The sequence below is a fragment of the Pseudomonas sp. BN515 genome (assembly GCF_029873155.1).
Classification (GTDB): Bacteria; Pseudomonadota; Gammaproteobacteria; order Pseudomonadales; family Pseudomonadaceae; genus Metapseudomonas.
This window is the reverse complement of the sequence record NZ_SSOH01000014.1, coordinates 171,823-190,215: the sequence shown is the minus strand read 5'-3', so window position 1 is coordinate 190,215 and position 18,393 is coordinate 171,823. Positions and strand designations below refer to the sequence as shown.

Sequence of the window (18,393 nt, the reverse complement as noted above, 5' to 3'; positions counted from 1 at the left end):
CAGAGGGCGCTCTGCTTTTCTGTAGGGGCGAATTCATTCGCCAAGCAGACCGCAGGTCTGCCTGACGAACACCCCGCCACACCTGACTTCCCTCACCCCAACCCCGCTCTGCGCCCCGACCAGATCGCTTCGCGCTCAGGCGTTCATCGGCAACGGAAGCAGTGCTTCCGAAAGCATGCCTCTTCACCCCAGAGGGAGAGGGGGCTGTCCGTGCAGTGGGTGAACTTCTGTGGGAGCGAATTCATTCGCGAAAGCAGGACGCAGTCCTGCCCTCCCAATCCCCCTGTCAATTCCGCTCACCCAGGTTGATGCCTTTCGACATTGCCGCCACCGCCCCCCGGCGCGACCATCCCGGTACTCCAACAAAAACAACCTGGGAGTCCTCCCGATGCGCGATTACTTCACCGCTGCCCACGAGTTCGACTACGCCAGCGCCGCGTCCACCACCCTGGCGGGCGATCTCGATGCCCTGAATGCCTGCGTCGAATGCTGCGACCGCCACGCCGAGCCCGGCCGCGTCGCGCTGGTCTGGGAGGGGCGCAACAGTGAGCAGGCCACCTGGACCTTCGCCCAGCTCAAGGACGCCTCTGCGCGCTTCGCCAACTTCCTGAAAGCGCGTGGCGTTCAGCCTGGCGATTGCGTCTCGGGCATGCTGCCGCGTACTCCGGAGCTGCTGATCACCATCCTCGGCACCTGGCGTGCCGGTGCCGTCTACCAGCCGCTGTTCACTGCCTTCGGGCCCAAGGCCATCGAGCACCGGGTGCAAGGCGCGGGTTCGAAGCTGGTGGTCACCGACCTCACCAACCGCCCCAAACTGGACGAAGTAGTTGGCGTTCCGCCGGTGCTGACGGTGGGCGACGACTTCTGGGCCGAACTGGAGCGCCAGTCGGACAGCTTCGAGCCGGTGCTGCGCAAGGCCTCCGATCCCTTCCTGCTGATGTTCACCTCCGGCACCACCGGCCTGGCGAAACCGCTGGCCGTGCCGCTGAAGGCCATCGTCGCCTTCGTCAGCTACATGCGTGACGCGGTCGATCTGCGCCCGGGCGACAAGTTCTGGAACCTGGCCGATCCGGGCTGGGCCTACGGCCTGTACTACGCCGTGACCGGTCCGCTCGCCATGGGCCACGCCACTACCTTCTACGAGGGTGGTTTCACCGTAGAAAGCACCTGCCGCATTATCCGCGAGCATGGCATCACCAACCTGGCCGGCTCGCCCACGGCTTACCGCCTGCTGCTGGCCGCCCGCGATGAGGTGGAAGCCGCCATCAAGGGCAACCTGCGTGCCGTCAGCAGTGCCGGCGAACCGCTGACCCCGGAGGTGATCCGCTGGTTCGGCGAGGGCCTGGGCTGCACCATCCACGACCACTACGGCCAGACCGAACTGGGCATGGTGCTGTGCAATCACCATGCGCTGGAACACCCGGTGCGCCTGGGGGCCGCCGGCTTCGCCATGCCCGGCCACCGCGTGGTGGTGCTGGACGAACAGCACCGCGAACTGCCCGTCGGCCAGCCCGGCATCCTCGCCCTGGACATGCCGCGCTCGCCGCTGTTCTGGTTCCCCGGCTATCAGGGGATGGCCACCAAGGCCTTCGTCGGTGACTACTATCTGAGTGGTGACACCGTGGAGCTGAACGAGGACGGCAGCATCAGCTTCGTTGGTCGCGCCGACGACGTGATCACCACCTCCGGCTACCGCGTCGGCCCCTTCGATGTGGAGAGCGCGCTGATCGAGCACCCGGCGGTGATCGAAGCCGCGGTGATCGGCAAGCCCGACCCGGAGCGCACCGAACTGGTCAAGGCCTTCGTCGTGCTGCACGCCGGTCACAGCGCCGACCCCGAACTGGCCGACGCACTGCAGCAATACGTGCGCAAGCGCCTGTCCGCCCATTCCTATCCGCGCGAGATCGAGTTCGTCGCGGAATTGCCCAAGACCCCGAGCGGCAAGATCCAGCGTTTCCTCCTGCGTAACCAGGAGATCGCCAAGGCCCAAGCGGCCGCCGCCAACTGAACCCCGAGGAGTAGCAATCGTGCGTATCGAGAATTCCGTTTTTCTGGTGACCGGCGGCAGCTCCGGCCTCGGCCTGGCCACCGCCCGTGAACTGGTGGGGCAGGGCGGCAAGGTGGTGCTGGTGGACATCAATGCCGACGCTGGCAACGCCCGCGCCGAAGAATTGGGCGCCAATGCCCGCTTCGTGAAGGCCGACATCACCCGTGAAGAAGATGCCCGCGCCGCCGTGGCCGCCGCAGTGGAGGCCTTTGGTGGCCTGCATGGACTGGTCAACTGCGCTGGCGTTGCGCCTGCCGAAAAGGTCATCGGCCGCAACGGAGCCCACGGTCTGGACAGCTTTGCGCGGACCATCAGCATCAACCTCGTCGGTAGCTTCAACATGCTGCGCCTGGCCGCCGAGGCCATGTCCCAGGGGCAACCGAACGAGGAGGGCGAGCGCGGCGTGATCATCAACACCGCCTCGGTTGCAGCCTTCGACGGCCAGATCGGCCAGGCCGCTTATTCCGCTTCCAAGAGCGGAGTGGTCGGCATGACGCTGCCTGTCGCCCGTGAACTGGCGCGCCACGGCATCCGCGTGATGTGCATTGCTCCCGGCATCTTCGAAACGCCGATGATGGCCGGCATGCCCCAGGAAGTCCGTGACTCCCTCGGTGCCGCCGTGCCTTTCCCGCCGCGTCTTGGCCGTCCGGCCGAGTACGCTTCCCTGGTCCGCCACATCGTCGAGAACGCCATGCTCAATGGCGAAGTGATTCGCCTCGACGGCGCTATCCGTATGGCCGCGAAGTAAGGAGGACGCCATGAACAAGGATTCCATCGTTATCGTCAGTGCTGCCCGTACCGCCATGGGCGGTTTTCTGGGTGACTTCAAGGACATGACCGCCGCGCAACTGGGCGCCGCCGCCAACCGCGCCGTGCTGGAACGCGCCGGCCTTCAGGGCGACGCCGTGGACGAGGTCATCATGGGCTGCGTGCTGCAGGCCGGTCAGGGCCAGGCTCCTGCGCGCCAGTCCGCACTCGGCGCCGGCCTGCCTCAGGGTGTGGTCTGCTCCACGGTGAACAAGATGTGCGGCTCGGGCATGAAAACCGTGATGCTGGCGCACGACCTGCTGCGTGCCGGCAGTGCCGACGTGGTGCTGGCCGGGGGCATGGAGAGCATGTCCAACGCGCCCTACCTGCTGGAGCGCGCCCGCTCCGGCTACCGCATGGGCCACGGCAAGGTGCTCGACCACATGTTCCTCGACGGCCTGGAAGACGCCTACGACAAGGGCCGCCTGATGGGCACCTTCGCCGAGGATTGCGCGCAGGCCTATGGCTTCACCCGCGAGCAGCAGGACGCCTTCGCCATCGCCTCGCTGACCCGTGCCCAGAAAGCCATGGCCGACGGTCGCTTCACCGCCGAGATCGTTCCGGTGGAAGCGAAAGCCGGTCGCGACCTGGTGACCATCAGCCAGGACGAACAGCCGCCGAAAGCGCGCCTGGACAAGATTCCCACCCTCAAGCCGGCGTTCCGCGAAGGCGGCACCGTCACTGCGGCCAACTCCAGCTCCATTTCCGATGGCGCCGCGTCCTTGCTGCTGATGCGCCTGGAAGAAGCGGAGAAGCGCGGTCTGACGCCGCTGGCCCAGGTTGCCGGCCATGCGTCCTTCGCCCAGGCACCGAACCTCTTCACCACTGCGCCGGTGGGTTCTATCCAGCGCCTGCTGACCCGTACCGGCTGGAGCTTGAACGAGGTGGACCTGTTCGAGGTCAACGAAGCCTTCGCCGTGGTGCCCATGGTCGCCATGCGTGACCTGGACATCTCCCACGACAGAATCAACGTCCATGGCGGCGCTTGCGCCCTGGGCCACCCCATCGGCGCCTCCGGTGCCCGTGTGCTGGTGACCCTGCTCAATGCGCTCCAGCAATACGGCCTGAAGCGTGGCGTGGCGTCGGTGTGCATTGGTGGCGGTGAGGCCACTGCTGTCGCTATCGAACTGATCAAGTGAGGGCAGGGCGATGATCCCGAACGAAGACGAAATCCAGATCCGCGATATGGCCCGGCAGTTCGCCCAGGAGCGGCTGAAACCCTTCGCCGAGTCCTGGGACCGCGAACACCGCTTCCCCGCCGAGGCCATCCGCGAGATGGCGCAACTGGGCTTCCTCGGCATGCTGGTGCCGGAAGAATGGGGTGGCGCGGCCACCGGCCACCTGGCCTATGCCATGGCGCTGGAAGAGATCGCCGCTGGCGACGGCGCCTGCTCCACCATCATGAGCGTGCACAACTCGGTGGGTTGCATGCCGATCCTCAAGTACGGCAGCCAGGAACAGAAGGAGCGCTTCCTGCGCCCGTTGGCCACCGGCGAGATGATCGGCGCCTTCGCGCTCACCGAGCCCCAGGCCGGATCGGATGCCAGCGACCTGCGCACCCGCGCCCGCCGCGACGGTGATCATTACGTGCTGAGCGGCGCCAAGCAGTTCATCACATCGGGCAGTCATGCGGGGATGGTGATCGTCTTCGCCGTCACCGACCCGCAGGCTGGCAAGAAGGGCATCAGCGCCTTCATCGTCCCCACCGACACGCCCGGCTACCAGGTGGTGCGGGTGGAGGACAAGCTCGGCCAGCACGCCTCCGATACCTGCCAGATCCAGCTGGATGATGTGCGTATCCCGGCGTCCCTGCGCCTGGGCGAGGAGGGCGATGGCTATCGCATTGCCCTGTCCAACCTCGAAGGCGGGCGCATTGGCATCGCCGCGCAATCCGTCGGCATGGCCCGCGCAGCCTTCGAAGCGGCGCGCGACTACGCCCACGAGCGCAAGACCTTCGGCAAGCCGATCATCGAGCACCAGGCCGTGGCCTTCCGCCTGGCCGACATGGCAACCCAGATCGCCGTGGCGCGGCAGATGGTTCATCACGCCGCGAGCCTGCGCGAAGCCGGTATGCCGTGCCTGACCGAGGCGTCCATGGCCAAGCTGTTCGCCTCGGAAATGGCCGAGAAGGTCTGCTCCGCAGCCATCCAGACCCTGGGTGGCTACGGCTACCTGAAGGACTTCCCGGTGGAGCGCATCTACCGCGACGTGCGGGTGTGCCAGATCTACGAAGGCACCTCGGATGTGCAGCGGATGGTGATTGCCCGCAGCCTCTGATTTTTCGCGAATGAATTCGCTCCCACAGTCGAGTTACTCGGGCCCTTGTGGGAGCGATTTCAATCGCGAATGCAGACCGCAGGTCTGCCCATCCCTATTCAAGGAAACCGATATGACCTACCAGACCCTGCTGGTGGAGCAGGCCGGCGCTGTCGGCCTGGTCACCCTCAATCGCCCCGAAGCCCTGAACGCCATCAACACCCAGCTCATCGATGAGCTGAACCAGGTGCTCGACGGATTCGAACGGGACGCTGCCATCGGTTGCGTGCTGATCACCGGTTCCGCCAAGGCCTTCGCGGCCGGTGCCGATGTGAAGGAAATGGCCAGCCTGTGCTTCCCCGGCACTTATCTTGACGACTTCCTCGGCCGTTGGGACCGCGTGGCGCAGCGGCGCAAACCGATAATCGCGGCCGTGGCCGGTCACGCCCTGGGCGGTGGTTTCGAGCTGGCGCTGATGTGCGACTTCATCATTGCCGCCGACACGGCACGTTTCGGCCTGCCGGAGGTGAAGCTGGGGGTGATTCCCGGAGCGGGCGGCGTCCAGCGCCTGACCCGTCTCGTAGGCCGCGCCAAGGCCATGGAAATGCTGCTGAGCGGCCGCAGCATGGATGCCATCGAAGCCGAACGCAGCGGCGTGGTGGCGCGCGTGGTGCCGGCGGCGGAATTGCTGGAGGAAGCCCTGGACAGCGCCAGCCGCATCGCCGCGCAATCGCGCACGGCGGTGATGATGCTCAAGGAGTGTGTGAACCGGGTGGACGAAGGCTCGCTGGGCGAGGGCCTGCGCTTTGAGCGGCGGATGTTCCAGGCGGTATTCGCCACGCCGGATCAGAAGGAAGGCATGGGGGCCTTTATCGAGAAGAGGAAGCCGGTGTTTGGGCGGTAGTCGGAATGTAGTCTGTGGATGCAGATTCACTGTGGGAGCGAATTCATTCGCGATTGGGCTGCGTAGCAGCCCTTCGGACTGCAATCGCGATTGAAATCGCTCCCACAACGTCGGGATGGCGATCATTCTGCAGAAATCACGCCCTTTCCTTCTGCTCCTGCGCCGTCACCTGCTGGCAGATCTCGATGATCTGCTCGCGCATCCAGCGGTTGGCCGGGTCCTGGTCGGTGCTTTCGTGCCAGTAGAGGTGCGTCTCCAGGGCGGGCACGTCGTGCACCGGCACATCCACGTAGTGCAGGTCCTGGCGACGGGCGAAGCGTTCGGGAACGGTGATGGCGAGATCGGTGCCGTGCAATACGGTGGACGCCATCAGGTAGTGCTGCGAGCGCAAGATGACTTTGCGCTGGATGCCCATCTTGCCCAGCGACAGGTCCACATAGCCCAGGCCGCTGCGGCGGCTGGATATCTGGATGTGCGAGAGCGACAGGTACTCGTCCAGCGTGATCTTTTCCTTGGCCAGCGGGTGGCCGCGGCGCATGGCGCAGACGTAGCGGTCTTCCATCAGCTTGACGTGGCGCACCTGCGGGTCGGTGTTCAGCGGGGCGTCCACGGCGAAGTCCAGGCGACCGGCGGCCAGCTCCTTGGTGGTTTCGCGGCGCTTGGCCAGGAAGCTTTCGATCTGCACGGTCGGTGCCAGGCGGCGCAGGCGCTGGAACAGCGGCGGCAGGATCACCGTTTCGGTGAGGTCGGTCATGCTGATGCGGTAGGTCTTGTTCGCCTGCGCCGGGTTGAAGGTGCGGCTTTCCTGCACCGAAACACGCAACAACTGCAGGGCATTGCGCACCGGGCCGATGATGTTCTGCGCCATGGGCGTGGGCACCATGCCCTGGGCGGTGCGCACGAACAGCGGGTCGTTGAAAGTCTCGCGAAGGCGGGCGAGGGCGTTGGAGACGGCGGGCTGGGTGATGCCGACGATCTGGCCGGCGCGGGTCAGGTTGGCCTCGGTATAGATGGCGTCGAAGACGATGAAGAGGTTGAGGTCTACCTTGTTCAAATTCATGCCGGACGTGCTCCTGAAAGTTGTTTTTATCAGCGGATCATATATCGGTGATGAATGTTCATAGATGCCGAAAATAGACTAGGGAAATCTTACGCCCTGTTCTAGCATCCTTACCAGACCTCACTAACAGCCCCGCAAAAAGGTAGCCCCGCATGGATTTCGCCTATTCCCCGAAGGTCCAGGAACTGCGTGAACGCGTCACCGCATTCATGGACACCTACGTCTATCCGGCCGAGCCGGTATTCGAGCAGCAGGTTGCCGAAGGCGACCGCTGGCAGCCCACTGCGATCATGGAAGAGCTGAAGGCCAAGGCGAAGGCGGAAGGGCTGTGGAACCTGTTCCTGCCGGAGTCCGAACTGGGCGCGGGCCTGACCAACATGGAATACGCACCGCTGGCCGAGATCATGGGCCGTTCCCTGCTGGGCCCGGAGCCCTTCAACTGCTCCGCGCCGGACACCGGCAACATGGAAGTGCTGGTGCGCTACGGCAACGAAGAGCAGAAGCGCCGCTGGCTGGAGCCGCTGCTGCGCGGCGAGATCCGCTCCGCCTTTGCCATGACCGAGCCGGGTGTGGCCTCGTCCGATGCCACCAACATGGAAGCCCGCGCCGTGCGCCAGGGTGACGAGTGGGTGATCAACGGCAGCAAGTGGTGGACCTCGGGCGCCTGCGACCCGCGCTGCAAGATCCTCATCTTCATGGGCCTGTCCAACCCGGACGCGCCGCGTCACCAGCAGCACTCGATGATCCTGGTGCCCACCGACACCCCCGGGGTGAAGATCGTTCGCCCGCTGCCGGTGTTCGGCTACGACGACGCGCCCCACGGCCACGCCGAAGTGGTCTTCGAAAACGTGCGCGTGCCCTACGAGAACGTTCTGTTGGGCGAAGGCCGTGGTTTCGAGATCGCCCAGGGGCGTCTTGGCCCAGGCCGTATCCACCACTGCATGCGCTCCATCGGCATGGCCGAGCGCGCCCTGGAACTGATGTGCAAGCGCGCCGTCAGCCGTACCGCCTTCGGCCGACCGCTGGCACGCCTGGGTGGCAACGTCGACAAGATCGCCGACTCGCGCATGGAAATCGACATGGCCCGCCTGCTGACCCTGAAGGCGGCCTACATGATGGACACCGTGGGCAACAAGGTGGCCAAGAGCGAGATCGCCCAGATCAAGGTCGTCGCGCCCAACGTCGCCCTGCGGGTGATCGACCGCGCCATCCAGATCCACGGCGGCGCCGGCGTCTCCAACGACTTCCCGCTGGCCTACATGTACGCCATGCAGCGCACCCTGCGCCTGGCCGACGGCCCGGACGAAGTACACCGCGCGGCCATCGGCAAGTTCGAAATCGGCAAGTACGTACCGAAGGAAATGCTGCGCAGCGGTCAGTGATCGCCCCCGCAGACGCAAAAGGGGTTGGCTTGCGCCAACCCCTGAGCATTCTCTATCGCCGGTAACCTCGCCGTGAAAGGCGCGAACCCGGTGCCTAGTTTTTCTCGAGATAGGCCAGCGCCACCATCGCCAGGCTTCTCATTCCCACCGGGAAACTCGACTCGTCGAGGTCGAAGGTAGGTGAGTGGGGCGGTCCCACTGGCCTGTCTTCGGGTTTTACCCCAAGAATGAAAAATACCCCTGGCGCCTTCTGCTGGTATTCCGAGAAGTCCTCCGCGCCCGCTGCCTTGGGCACCTGCATGATCTTCCCGTTCGCCGCCTCCTTGAGTGCGGGAAGCATGGCTTCGGTCAGCGTCTCGTCGTTGCTCGTCACGCCATAGGAGGAGGGGCCGAAACTGACCTCCGCCTTGGCACCATTGGCGGTGGCCGTCGACTGTGCAATACGGGTGATGCGTTCCTTGGCGCCGGTGCGCATTTCTTCATTGAAGGTGCGAAGCGTACCCAGCATTTCGACGGAGTCCGGCACTATGTTTTCGCGGCTGCCGCCGTTGATCGACCCGATGCTGAAAACGGCAGGCTCCTTGGTGATGTCGAGCGAACGACTGACGACAGTCTGGAGCGCACCGACGATCTGTGCCGAGGTCACGATGGGGTCGACGCCGAGCCAGGGCGCGGCGCCATGGGTCTGCTTGCCTTCGACGGTAATGCGCACCGTGTCGGCGCTGGCCAGGATCGGCCCGCTGCGCCAGCCGATCACGCCACTGGGAATGACCGGGGCAACGTGCAGGCCGAAAACGGCATCCACCTTTGGATTCTCCATGACGCCGTCATTGACCATCGCCTGTGCCCCACGCTGGGCATCGGCGCTGGAAGGCATCTCGGAAAATCCTTCCTCGGCGGGCTGGAAGATGAACTTGATGGTGCCCGGAATCTGCGCCTTCATGCCTGCCAGCACTTCGGCTACCCCCATCAGGATCGCGGTATGGGCATCGTGTCCGCAGGCATGCATCACCGGGCTGTCCTTGCCCATGTGTTTGGCTACCGCCTTGGACGCGAAGGGCAGGCCGGTCGCTTCCTGCACCGGGAGCGCGTCCATGTCGGCGCGCAGTGCGACCACCTTTCCGGGCAAGCCACCCTCGAGAAGCCCCACCACGCCATGGCCTCCGACACCCGTGGTGACTTTCATGCCCAACTTGCGCAGATGATCCGCCACCAGCTTGGAGGTGCGAACTTCCTGGCCGGACAGTTCCGGGTTCTGGTGTATGTCACGTCGCCACGCCACGACCTTGGATTCCACCCGGGCGATTCCCTGATCCAACTGTTGCGCGGTGTCCGGGCTCACGGTTTGCTCAGCGAAGGTCGAGCCTGCATTGGCCAGCACCGCAGCCAGCAGGCCGAGCCTGATTGCGGTGTGACGGGAAGCTGTTGGCATAATCTTGTCTCCATGGGGCTTTCGCAGATGTATTGCCGGTTGTCCTGACGCTCAGGACGGAGGCAAGCTACCGCGAGCCAAACGGACCGGGCATTCAACTAGATGAAGAACAAGAACGAAGCATTCCTGGATGACGTAGGGCGTTTTCGCGATGTGATGATGACGCGCTACCTGTTCAGCGAAGCGATCTACAACCACATGCTCGACATCCTGTCGGCGTTGGCGCGGCCGGTCACTTTCCGCAAGGGCGAGCTTCTCCAGCATCAGGGCGTGCCTGCACAATCGTGCTACTGGATCATGAGCGGCGTGGCGAGGACGGCTTTCATCACCGAAGGCGGCGCGGAGGTCACCCTGAGGTTTGCCGCAGAAGGCGAGATGGCCGGCGCTCATGAGGATGTACTCGCCGCAAAGGTCGGATTGCCGGCAAGATCCTTCGTCGTTGCCGAACAGCCCGTCGAAGCCTACGAGTTCCATTGTCCTGAGCTGGGTCGGCTGATGGCGGAGGGACGGTTGTCGTTCGAGGTGTCGGCGCGTTTCCTTGAATACAACCTCAAGAAGCAGGCCAGGCGTACCTACGTGGTGGGCTCCGTATCCGCGCGTGAACGGCTGGCGGCATTCCGGGAAGAGTATCCGGGCCTGGAAAACAGGGTGACGCAAAAGTGCATCGCGTCTTATCTGGGGGTCACGCCGCAGTATCTATCGCAACTGTCCAGACGGCGCGAGCCGGCGAATTCGCTCAAGTGCTAGCGGCACAAGAGCGCTGATCCGACAAAAAAGGCCCGCATCGTGCGGGCCTTTTTCGTTTTTGCAGAGTGCGGCGCCTTGCTGTGGGAGCGATTTCAATCGCGAATGAATTCGCTCCCACCAACGCAATGGCCGCCTAGTCCTTCTCCGGCACCGGGTTGCGCGCCCTCCACCAGCCCATCCGCAGGTGCAGCTGGGCGGCGAAGGCGCGGGCGGCAAGCTCTTCCTGGAAGGTCAGGGTGCGATGCCCCAGGCGTACTCGCCAGTAAGTGCGGCCGCTCTTCTCGAAAGGCTCGATGAGGACTTCATCCATGTTTCTCCAGGTCTCCCGTGCGTTTGGCCGGGCGGTCGCGGGTCTTCAGCAGCGACAGCAGCACACCACCGGCAAGTAGACCGAAGGTTACGCCAAGGGACAGCAGCGGGGGAATCTTGCCGATGAATCCGTGCAGGAAAATCTTGCCGCCGATGAAGATCAGCACCAGGGCCAGGGCGTACTTCAGATACACGAAGCGGTGCATCAGCGCCGCCAGGGCGAAGTACAGGGCACGCAGGCCAAGGATGGCGAAGATGTTCGAGGTGTAGACGATGAACGGGTCCTGGGTGATGGCGAAGATCGCCGGAACGCTGTCCACCGCGAACACCAGGTCAGCCAGCTCGATCAGCACCAGGGCCAGGAACAGCGGGGTGGCGTAGAGCAGCGCCTTGCTTTCGCCGGCCTGCTTCAGGCGTACGAAGAAGTGCGAGCCGTGCAGGTCGTCGGTCACGCGGATGTGGCGGCGAACGAACTTCAGCACCGGGTTGTTGGCCAGGTCCGGGTGAGCTTCCTCTTTCGAGAAGAGCATCTTCACGCCGGTGAACAGCAGGAAGGCGCCGAACACGTAGAGGATCCAGTCGAACTCCTTCACCAGGGCGCTGCCCAGGCCGATCATGATGGCGCGCAGCACCACCACGCCGAGGATGCCCCAGAACAGCACGCGGTGCTGGTAGCGGCGGGGGATGGCGAAGAAGCCGAAGATCATGGCCATGACGAAGACGTTGTCCATGGACAACGACTGCTCGACCAGGAAGCCGGTGTAGAACTCCAGGGCGCTCTGCGCACCCAGCTCGAACCACACCCAGACACCGAACAGCACGCCGACGCTGAAGTAGCCGCCGTAGAGCAGCAGGCTTTCGCGCATCTCGATTTCGTGCTGGTCACGGTGCAGCACGCCGAGGTCGAAGATCAGCAGGGCGAGGACGATTGTGAGGAAGACGAGCCACAACCAGGTGGCGGTGCCGAGGAAGTCGGCGGTGAGAAATGCATGTAGAGCTGCCATGAGCCCCTCCTTCTGTCGTTGATAAAACGTGACTCCGACATGGCGGCTGGCAAGCCGTCAGAGGGGCCCGGCGTCACAGAAGGAAGCCTAACCGTTGGTCGGGGAAAGGAGGAACGGACCCGCTGTAACAATTCTTTGCCCTTTGTAGGAAATCTCCTAAGTGCGTACACGAATGCGTTAAATTTACAATTGTAAATAATTATCATTGGATGGTAATTTTCGCATCCGCCGCCGGATGCGATCCCGTCTGCGCGGACCCCAGGCGCCAGTCAAGAGCGCCGCACAGAAGAAGAATCCGTTGGTTAGCCGGCCAAACAGCAGACAGACCATCCAAGGGGTTTGAGAGTGCAACAGCAGAATGCGTTCAACGCGGCAGGGACGGCTGGGGATGCCGTTGCCGCGCGGCTCACGCGCCATCCGTTATCCATGGCGATTCTGGGGGTGACCCTGGCATTGCAGACCGGAATGGTGCTGGCCGAGGAGCAGCAGAACGGCGAAGGAACGCTGGAAATCGGGGCTACAGCCATTACCGACAACCGCCTGGGAGAGACCACCGAGGGCACGGGTTCCTACACCACCGGTTCGACGCGCACCGCCACCAAGCTGGCGCTTTCGCCCCGCGAGACCCCTCAATCGGTCAGTGTCATCACCCGCCAGCAGATGGATGACCAGGGCCTGACCAACATCGGCGAAGTGCTGTCGAAGACCCCCGGCATCACCGTCAACAAGCTCGACAGCAGCCGCGCCAGCTTCAAGTCCCGTGGCTTCGAGATCGACAACTTCCAGGTCGATGGCATGCCGGCGGCCTTCCGCTTCGGCAACGGCATCGACCAGACCGACATGGTCATCTATGACCGTGTGGAAGTGCTGAAGGGCTCCACCGGCCTGCTCAGCGGTTTCGGCAGCCCGTCGGCCACCGTCAACCTGGTGCGCAAGCGCCCGACCCGCGAGCTTTCCGGTTACGTCTCAGCCAGCGCGGGCAGCTGGGATACCTACCGCAGCGAATTCGACATCGGCGGCGCGCTGACCCCTGAAGGCAACGTGCGGGGCCGCTTCGTCACCGCCTACGAGGACGGCCAGTCCTTCATGGACCACCTGTCCGAGAAGAAGCAGGTGTTCTACGGCATCCTCGAAACCGACATCACCGAGGACACCCTGCTGAGCGCCGGCGTGAGCCGCCAGACCAACCGTCCGGAAGGCTCTTCCTGGGGGCCCTCGACGCCGTTGTTCGATAGCAATGGCAACAAGTTCCGCTTCTCCCGCTCGTTCAACCCCGGCACCAAGTGGAGCCAGTGGGACAACACCAACGACAACGCCTTCGTGACCCTGGAACAGCGTTTGGCGTACGCCTGGACGGTTAAGGCGTCGATCACCCGCACCGAGACCGATGCGCCCATCACCCTGGGCTCGGCGGCCAGCGGCAATCCGAATCCGGTGGATGGCAGCGGCATGTCCATCTGGCGTGGCAAATACCGCTACGAGACCAGCCAGAATGCCTACGACCTCTACGCCAGTGGGCCTTTCCAACTGCTGGGCCGGGAGCATGAGCTGGTGGTCGGCCTGTCGCACCGTGACATCGAGTCCAAGTCCACCAACTGGCCGTTCTTCTTCGACAGCGTGTCCACCATCAACGGCTGGACCGGCGACTTCCCCGAGCCCGCCTGGGGCAACCCGACTTCCAAACAGGATGACGAGCTGAAGGAATCCGCGGCCTACCTGACCGGACGCTTCAAACCCACCGAAGACCTGTCGGTCATCCTGGGCAGCCGTGTTTCCAATTGGGAGATGGACAGCACCGGGACCAACCTGGTGACCGGCCAGAGCGGCAAGCTGCAGGACCTGCAGGAAAACGGTGTGGTGGTGCCCTATGCCGGCGTGGTCTACGACCTCGACGACACCTGGTCGGTCTACGCCAGCTACACCAGCATCTTCAAACCCCACGAAAGCGAAACGGACGCCAGCGGCAAGGCCATCGAGCCGGAAGAGGGCGACGCCTACGAGGCGGGTCTGAAGGGTGAGTTCTTCGATGGCCGCCTGAACACCAGCCTGGTGATGTTCGAGGTCAAGCAGGACAACCTGGCGGTGGACACCGGTGTCATCGATCCGGTCACCAACCGGAGCGTGTTCCGGGCGGTGCAGGGCGCCAAGACCAAGGGCTTCGAGCTTGAAGTCGCCGGTGAACTGATGCCGGACTGGCAGGTGCAGGGCGGCTACACCCATCGCATCACCCGTGATGGCGACGACAACAAGATCTCCACCACCGAGCCGGAAGACATGTTCCGTCTTTCCACCAACTACCGCCTGCCGGGCCAGTTCAACAAGCTGAGCATCGGCGGTTCGGCCAGCTGGCAGAGCAAGATCTGGACGGACGTGAACCCGCAGCGCTACACCCAGGGCAGCTACTGGGTGCTGGATGCCATGGCCAAGTACCAGGTGACCGAGCAGGTTTCCGTCACCTTGAACGGCAACAACCTCACCGACGAGAAGTACTTCAGCAATCTGGGCTTCTACAACGGTGGCTTCTACGGCGATCCACGTAACTTCACCCTGACCACCCGCTTCGACTTCTGATGCGGCGAGGCCCCTTTCCCGGCGGGGAAAGGGGCCTCTGACGTCTTGTAGGAGCGAGCTTGCTCGCGAAGGACCGCGCTCGGACTGTTCGCGAGCAGAGCTCGCTCCTACGATCTGTCGGCTTCGATCAATACACCCAGACTTCCACCCGACGGTTACGAATCCGTCCTTCTTCGGCCGTGTTGGCCGCCACCGGCAGTTCGTCACCGAGACCGGTCACTTCCTTCAGGGTGACGCCGCCCTTGGCCAGTTCACGGCGGACGGCCATGGCCCGGAGCTTGGACAGGAGCTCGGCACGTTGCGGGTCCGCTTTCGGATCGCCGAAGCCCACCAGCACCACTTTCTGTTGCAGCTTGTCGGCCTGCTTCAGGTAGTCCAGCACCCGCTGCACGTCGCGCAGGGCTTTGTTGTCCAGGTTGGCGTTGCCTTCCTGGAAGCGGAAGTTCACCGACAGTCGCTGGGCATTGGTGGCCAGTTCGCGATAGCTCTCCGGCATGTCCTTCTGCACCTGCACCTTGATCGCCTGCACCTGCTGGGCGACGAAGCCGGTCTGGTCGACGATCGCCTGGCCGCGCGGGCTCTGGGCGAAGTGCACCAGGGCCTTGGCCCAGCGGTTCTCCTCACCCGGCTTGATGTAGAAGAACAGCCGACGCGACAGCGGGTAGTCCTCGGTGGCGATCAGTTCGGCGCTGGGCGGCATTGCTTGCGAGTCGCCGTCGGCGATGGCCAGGGCGCGGGCCTGGTTGATCGAGGCCAGGCCGACGAAGCCGATGCCCTGCGGGTCGCCGCTAACGGCGGTGGAGAGCTTGTCGTTGGACTCGAAGCGCTCGGCGGTGCCGGCCAGGGTCTTACCCTGGCGGGCCAGCACCAGTTCCTTGAAGGTGTCGTAGGTGCCGGACTGGTCATCACGGGCATAGACACGAATGGCGCCGCCTTTGCCGCCGAGTTCTTCCCAGGTCTTCACCTCGCCGGCGAAGACCGCGGCCAGCTGCGAGGTGGTCAGGGCACGCAACGGGTTGTCCGGGTGCAGGATGATGGCAAGGCCGTCGATGGCGATCACCTGTTCGGCCTGATGGCCGCGCAGGTCGCCGAAGGAGGACAGGTCCTGGGCTTCCGCGTCCTTGATCGGGCGCGAGGAGGCAGCCAGGTCGGCGCTGCTGTCCTTGAGCGCGATGAAGCCGGTGGACGAGCCGTGGGCCGCGAGTTCCACGCGGACCTCTTTGCCATTGGCATCGTGGGCGAGGATGTGCACCTCGTTCTCGCGATCCCCCGGCGTCTGGTGAACGGCGCGCATCCCTTCTTCTTCCAGCATCCCCTTGACCAGGGCCGGCCCAAGCTTGGCGCCTATGGTGTTGGATCCCTGGATGCGCAGGACGGTTTCGGGCTGGGCGGCGAACACCGACCAGGGAAGTGCGTAGCAGATGAAACCGAGCAGCAACATGCTGAGGGTACGACCCCACAGATCCTTGTCGCTGGCGGTCATGGCGCGCGGCATGGGCAGACACCTTGTTCTGGGTTTGGAGGGAGTCGCGAGATTAAGTCAGTCGGGTGACGGAGATATGACAGGACTGCTCTGTTCTGCGGTTTTCCACCGGCCTAGGAAAATTCCCTGCACCGAAGGGCCCGTTGCCTTCATGGAACCGAGCCCCGGCTCATCACCTTCGCCTGTAGGGTGGCCGGCCTCTGCGAGCGCCCCCAACGGCGTCTTGCAGCGCATTCCCCGAAACCTGAAGGAGTTTTGTGACATGAGTGGTTGGTATGAGCTGCGCAAGAACAGCAGCGGCACCTGGCGCCTGCGATTGAAAGCGGCTGATGCTCGGACCCTGCTGGACAGTGGCGTGTACCAGGACAGGGCCACCGCGGAAGACGCCATGGCCCTGATGCGCGAGAACTGCGCGCGTGAGGAGCGCTTCGTCAGGCGCATCGATTCGAGCGGCAAGAACTACTTCAAGCTGCGTGCCGCCAACCAGGACGTGATCGTGCGCAGCCATCTCTACGATTCCGAGATCGCCCTGCAGCACGCCATTGAAACCATCATGCGGGTAGGTGCGACCCAGCAGGTGAAGGAAGCCTGAGACCGGCACTAATGAAAAAAGGCCCATCATCGATGGGCCTTTTTCGTTGAGCGTAGAGTGAATCACGCTGCGATGGTTCGGCGCTTGTGCAGGAGCGAGGGGGACGTAGAGTTCTCGCTTGCAAAAGACCGAGCTCAGCAGGTTCGCCAGCAAGCTGGCTCCTACATCCACCCGGTAGCAATATCAGCCCAGTTCCAGCCAGATCGGCGCATGGTCCGACGGCTTTTCCATTCCGCGCAGTTCGTAGTCGATACCGGCATCCTTGATACGCGCCTGCAGCGGTTGGCTGGCGAGGATCACATCGATGCGCAGGCCACGCTTGGGCTCGTCCTCGAAGCCGCGGCTGCGGTAATCGAACCAGCTGAAACGGTCGTTCACGTCCGGATTGAGCTGGCGGAAGCTGTCCACCAAGCCCCAGCTCTTCAGGCGTGCCAGCCATTCGCGCTCTTCCGGCAGGAAGCTGCACTTTCCGGTCTTCAGCCAGCGCTTGCGGTTCTCTTCGCCGATGCCGATGTCGCAGTCTTCCGGCGAGATATTGATGTCGCCCATCACTACCAGTGGCTGGCTGGGCTGGAACTGCTGCTCCAGCAGGACCTGCAGGTCGGCGTAGAAGCGTTCCTTGGCCGGGAACTTGACGGGGTGATCGCGGCTTTCGCCCTGGGGGAAGTAGCCGTTCATCACCGTCACCGGATTGCCCTGGGCATCGGCGAAGGTGCCATAGATGAAGCGGCGCTGGGCGTCTTCGGCGTCACCGGGGAAGCCCTTCGACAGCGCCAGCGGTTCCTGGCGGGAGAGCAGGGCGACGCCGTAGTGGCCTTTCTGGCCGTGGTAGTGCACGTGGTAGCCGAGCTGGCGGATTTCGGCTTCCGGGAACTGCTCGTCGGAGACCTTGGTTTCCTGCAGGCCGATGACGTCCGGCTGGTGCTTGGCGATCAGCGCTTCGAGCTGGTGGGGACGTGCCCGCAGGCCGTTGATATTGAAAGAAACGATCTTCATCGCGAGGCATCCTGGCAAAAAGCCGATGCTAGCCCATGGATGACTGGCCGGCCAGCCGCGTGGCTGGGCGGAAGAACTGGTGCTAAGTTCCCTTGTGGCCCGATAGAACCCATAACAAATGAGGTGCCGTGAATGCCCGGTTACATCCCTACCGCGCCGGTCGAGGTGCGCATGCTGGACGGCGGTTACGCTCGCGAAGCACGGTCGCTGCTGTATCACGCCTATCGTCACGAACCCACTTTCGCCTACCTGTTCGACGCCGAAAGACCCGGCTACGAGCAGCGGGTGCGCGCTACGGTGCGCGAGCTGGTGCAGCAGCATTTCCTGGAGGACCTGCCGGCCGTTGGCTTGCTGATCGAGGAGCGTCTGGTGGGCATCGCCCTGATTGCGCCACCGCAGCGCCGCCTGGACATCACCGAGAGCTGGGGCTGGCGCCTGCGCATGCTGCTCACCACCGGCTTCCGCTGCACGCGCCGCTACCTCGACTACCACGACGCGGTGCTTGCCTGCCTGCCGCCGGGGCCGTACCACGTGCTGCCGCTACTGGGCATCCATCCGGAGTTCCAGGGGCGCCACCTTGGCGAGAAACTGCTGGAAGCCCTGCACAACTGGTGTGCCGAGGACGACGGCTCCCAGGGGGTGGTGCTGGATACCGGTAATGTCCGCTACCTGGAGTTCTACAAGCGTCAGGGTTACGAGGAAGTGGGGGAGGTGGCGCTGGGGCCTGTAGTCGAGCACGTGTTCTTCCATCCCAATCCGCGACCCCTGATGCGTGCCAGCCTCTGACGGAGCTTTCTGACGGA

The 18,393-nt window shown here is 63.9% G+C and carries 16 protein-coding genes; 10 read left to right on the top strand and 6 right to left on the bottom strand.

What is annotated here, in order from left to right:
- Positions 1–388: 388 nt before the first annotated feature.
- From E8E91_RS03620 to E8E91_RS03600, 5 genes are all read left to right on the top strand, one after another.
- Positions 389–2,008: an acyl-CoA synthetase gene (locus E8E91_RS03620; protein WP_280374644.1), complete on the top strand. Its 1,620-nt coding sequence runs from the start codon at positions 389–391 to the stop codon at positions 2,006–2,008.
- A gap of 19 nt (positions 2,009–2,027) precedes the next feature.
- Positions 2,028–2,795 (top strand): 3-hydroxyacyl-CoA dehydrogenase, encoded by a 768-nt coding sequence (locus tag E8E91_RS03615; protein WP_077521689.1) that lies wholly within the window; start codon positions 2,028–2,030, stop codon positions 2,793–2,795.
- A gap of 10 nt (positions 2,796–2,805) precedes the next feature.
- A complete protein-coding gene (locus tag E8E91_RS03610) occupies positions 2,806–3,993 on the top strand; it encodes an acetyl-CoA C-acyltransferase (protein WP_280374643.1) in 1,188 nt (395 codons plus the stop codon).
- Between the two features lie 10 nt (positions 3,994–4,003).
- Positions 4,004–5,131 carry an acyl-CoA dehydrogenase family protein gene (locus E8E91_RS03605; RefSeq protein ID WP_280374642.1) on the top strand — a complete coding sequence of 376 codons (1,128 nt, stop codon included), beginning with the start codon at positions 4,004–4,006 and terminating at the stop codon, positions 5,129–5,131.
- Between the two features lie 112 nt (positions 5,132–5,243).
- Positions 5,244–6,014, top strand: coding sequence for an enoyl-CoA hydratase-related protein (locus tag E8E91_RS03600; protein ID WP_280374641.1), 771 nt, complete (start codon positions 5,244–5,246; stop codon positions 6,012–6,014).
- A gap of 136 nt (positions 6,015–6,150) precedes the next feature.
- On the opposite strand, the gene E8E91_RS03595 is transcribed toward E8E91_RS03600, so the two are convergent.
- Entirely contained in the window at positions 6,151–7,074 is a 924-nt protein-coding gene (locus E8E91_RS03595) for a LysR family transcriptional regulator (protein ID WP_280365305.1), read from the bottom strand.
- A 152-nt stretch (positions 7,075–7,226) separates the two neighbouring features.
- On the opposite strand from E8E91_RS03595, the gene E8E91_RS03590 reads away from it, so the two are divergent.
- Positions 7,227–8,456 carry an acyl-CoA dehydrogenase gene (locus E8E91_RS03590; protein ID WP_179058997.1) on the top strand — a complete coding sequence of 410 codons (1,230 nt, stop codon included), beginning with the start codon at positions 7,227–7,229 and terminating at the stop codon, positions 8,454–8,456.
- Between the two features lie 94 nt (positions 8,457–8,550).
- On the opposite strand, the gene E8E91_RS03585 is transcribed toward E8E91_RS03590, so the two are convergent.
- Positions 8,551–9,888, bottom strand: coding sequence for an amidohydrolase (locus E8E91_RS03585; RefSeq protein ID WP_280374640.1), 1,338 nt, complete (start codon positions 9,886–9,888; stop codon positions 8,551–8,553).
- A 102-nt stretch (positions 9,889–9,990) separates the two neighbouring features.
- Between E8E91_RS03585 and E8E91_RS03580 the strand changes: the two genes are divergently transcribed.
- Positions 9,991–10,635, top strand: coding sequence for a Crp/Fnr family transcriptional regulator (locus tag E8E91_RS03580; RefSeq protein WP_280374639.1), 645 nt, complete (start codon positions 9,991–9,993; stop codon positions 10,633–10,635).
- A 133-nt stretch (positions 10,636–10,768) separates the two neighbouring features.
- Here the strand turns inward: E8E91_RS03580 and E8E91_RS03575 are convergent, their stop codons facing one another.
- Both E8E91_RS03575 and E8E91_RS03570 read right to left on the bottom strand, forming a co-directional pair.
- Positions 10,769–10,945, bottom strand: a complete 177-nt coding sequence (locus E8E91_RS03575) for a hypothetical protein (RefSeq protein ID WP_280374638.1) — start codon at positions 10,943–10,945, stop codon at positions 10,769–10,771.
- A complete protein-coding gene (locus E8E91_RS03570) occupies positions 10,938–11,948 on the bottom strand; it encodes a TerC family protein (RefSeq protein WP_280374637.1) in 1,011 nt (336 codons plus the stop codon). Before E8E91_RS03570 ends, E8E91_RS03575 begins: the two co-directional genes overlap by 8 nt.
- Before the next feature lie 345 nt (positions 11,949–12,293).
- Between E8E91_RS03570 and E8E91_RS03565 the strand changes: the two genes are divergently transcribed.
- Positions 12,294–14,519 (top strand): TonB-dependent siderophore receptor, encoded by a 2,226-nt coding sequence (locus tag E8E91_RS03565; protein ID WP_280374636.1) that lies wholly within the window; start codon positions 12,294–12,296, stop codon positions 14,517–14,519.
- 127 nt (positions 14,520–14,646) lie between these two features.
- On the opposite strand, the gene E8E91_RS03560 is transcribed toward E8E91_RS03565, so the two are convergent.
- Positions 14,647–16,014, bottom strand: a complete 1,368-nt coding sequence (locus E8E91_RS03560; protein ID WP_280374635.1) for a phosphate ABC transporter substrate-binding/OmpA family protein — start codon at positions 16,012–16,014, stop codon at positions 14,647–14,649.
- Between the two features lie 250 nt (positions 16,015–16,264).
- Between E8E91_RS03560 and E8E91_RS03555 the strand changes: the two genes are divergently transcribed.
- Positions 16,265–16,594 carry a YegP family protein gene (locus E8E91_RS03555; RefSeq protein ID WP_280374634.1) on the top strand — a complete coding sequence of 110 codons (330 nt, stop codon included), beginning with the start codon at positions 16,265–16,267 and terminating at the stop codon, positions 16,592–16,594.
- A 183-nt stretch (positions 16,595–16,777) separates the two neighbouring features.
- Here the strand turns inward: E8E91_RS03555 and xthA are convergent, their stop codons facing one another.
- Positions 16,778–17,590, bottom strand: a complete 813-nt coding sequence (xthA, locus tag E8E91_RS03550) for an exodeoxyribonuclease III (RefSeq protein ID WP_280374633.1) — start codon at positions 17,588–17,590, stop codon at positions 16,778–16,780.
- Between the two features lie 132 nt (positions 17,591–17,722).
- Here xthA and E8E91_RS03545 point away from each other — a divergent pair, with 132 nt between their 5' ends.
- Positions 17,723–18,376, top strand: coding sequence for a GNAT family N-acetyltransferase (locus E8E91_RS03545; RefSeq protein WP_280374632.1), 654 nt, complete (start codon positions 17,723–17,725; stop codon positions 18,374–18,376).
- The last annotated feature ends 17 nt before the right edge of the window (positions 18,377–18,393 follow it).

Bases quoted from the DNA above. Each gene is read 5' to 3' on its own strand.
- E8E91_RS03570 (WP_280374637.1), bottom strand. From the start codon at position 11,948: ATGGCAGCTCTACATGCATTTCTCACCGCCGACTTCCTCGGCACCGCC.
- E8E91_RS03620 (WP_280374644.1), top strand. From the start codon at position 389: ATGCGCGATTACTTCACCGCTGCCCACGAGTTCGACTACGCCAGCGCC.
- E8E91_RS03545 (WP_280374632.1), top strand. From the start codon at position 17,723: ATGCCCGGTTACATCCCTACCGCGCCGGTCGAGGTGCGCATGCTGGAC.
- E8E91_RS03590 (WP_179058997.1), top strand. From the start codon at position 7,227: ATGGATTTCGCCTATTCCCCGAAGGTCCAGGAACTGCGTGAACGCGTC.
- E8E91_RS03595 (WP_280365305.1), bottom strand. From the start codon at position 7,074: ATGAATTTGAACAAGGTAGACCTCAACCTCTTCATCGTCTTCGACGCC.
- E8E91_RS03610 (WP_280374643.1), top strand. From the start codon at position 2,806: ATGAACAAGGATTCCATCGTTATCGTCAGTGCTGCCCGTACCGCCATG.
- E8E91_RS03580 (WP_280374639.1), top strand. From the start codon at position 9,991: ATGAAGAACAAGAACGAAGCATTCCTGGATGACGTAGGGCGTTTTCGC.
- xthA (WP_280374633.1), bottom strand. From the start codon at position 17,590: ATGAAGATCGTTTCTTTCAATATCAACGGCCTGCGGGCACGTCCCCAC.
- E8E91_RS03575 (WP_280374638.1), bottom strand. From the start codon at position 10,945: ATGGATGAAGTCCTCATCGAGCCTTTCGAGAAGAGCGGCCGCACTTAC.
- E8E91_RS03600 (WP_280374641.1), top strand. From the start codon at position 5,244: ATGACCTACCAGACCCTGCTGGTGGAGCAGGCCGGCGCTGTCGGCCTG.
- E8E91_RS03560 (WP_280374635.1), bottom strand. From the start codon at position 16,014: ATGCCGCGCGCCATGACCGCCAGCGACAAGGATCTGTGGGGTCGTACC.
- E8E91_RS03585 (WP_280374640.1), bottom strand. From the start codon at position 9,888: ATGCCAACAGCTTCCCGTCACACCGCAATCAGGCTCGGCCTGCTGGCT.
- E8E91_RS03605 (WP_280374642.1), top strand. From the start codon at position 4,004: ATGATCCCGAACGAAGACGAAATCCAGATCCGCGATATGGCCCGGCAG.
- E8E91_RS03555 (WP_280374634.1), top strand. From the start codon at position 16,265: ATGAGTGGTTGGTATGAGCTGCGCAAGAACAGCAGCGGCACCTGGCGC.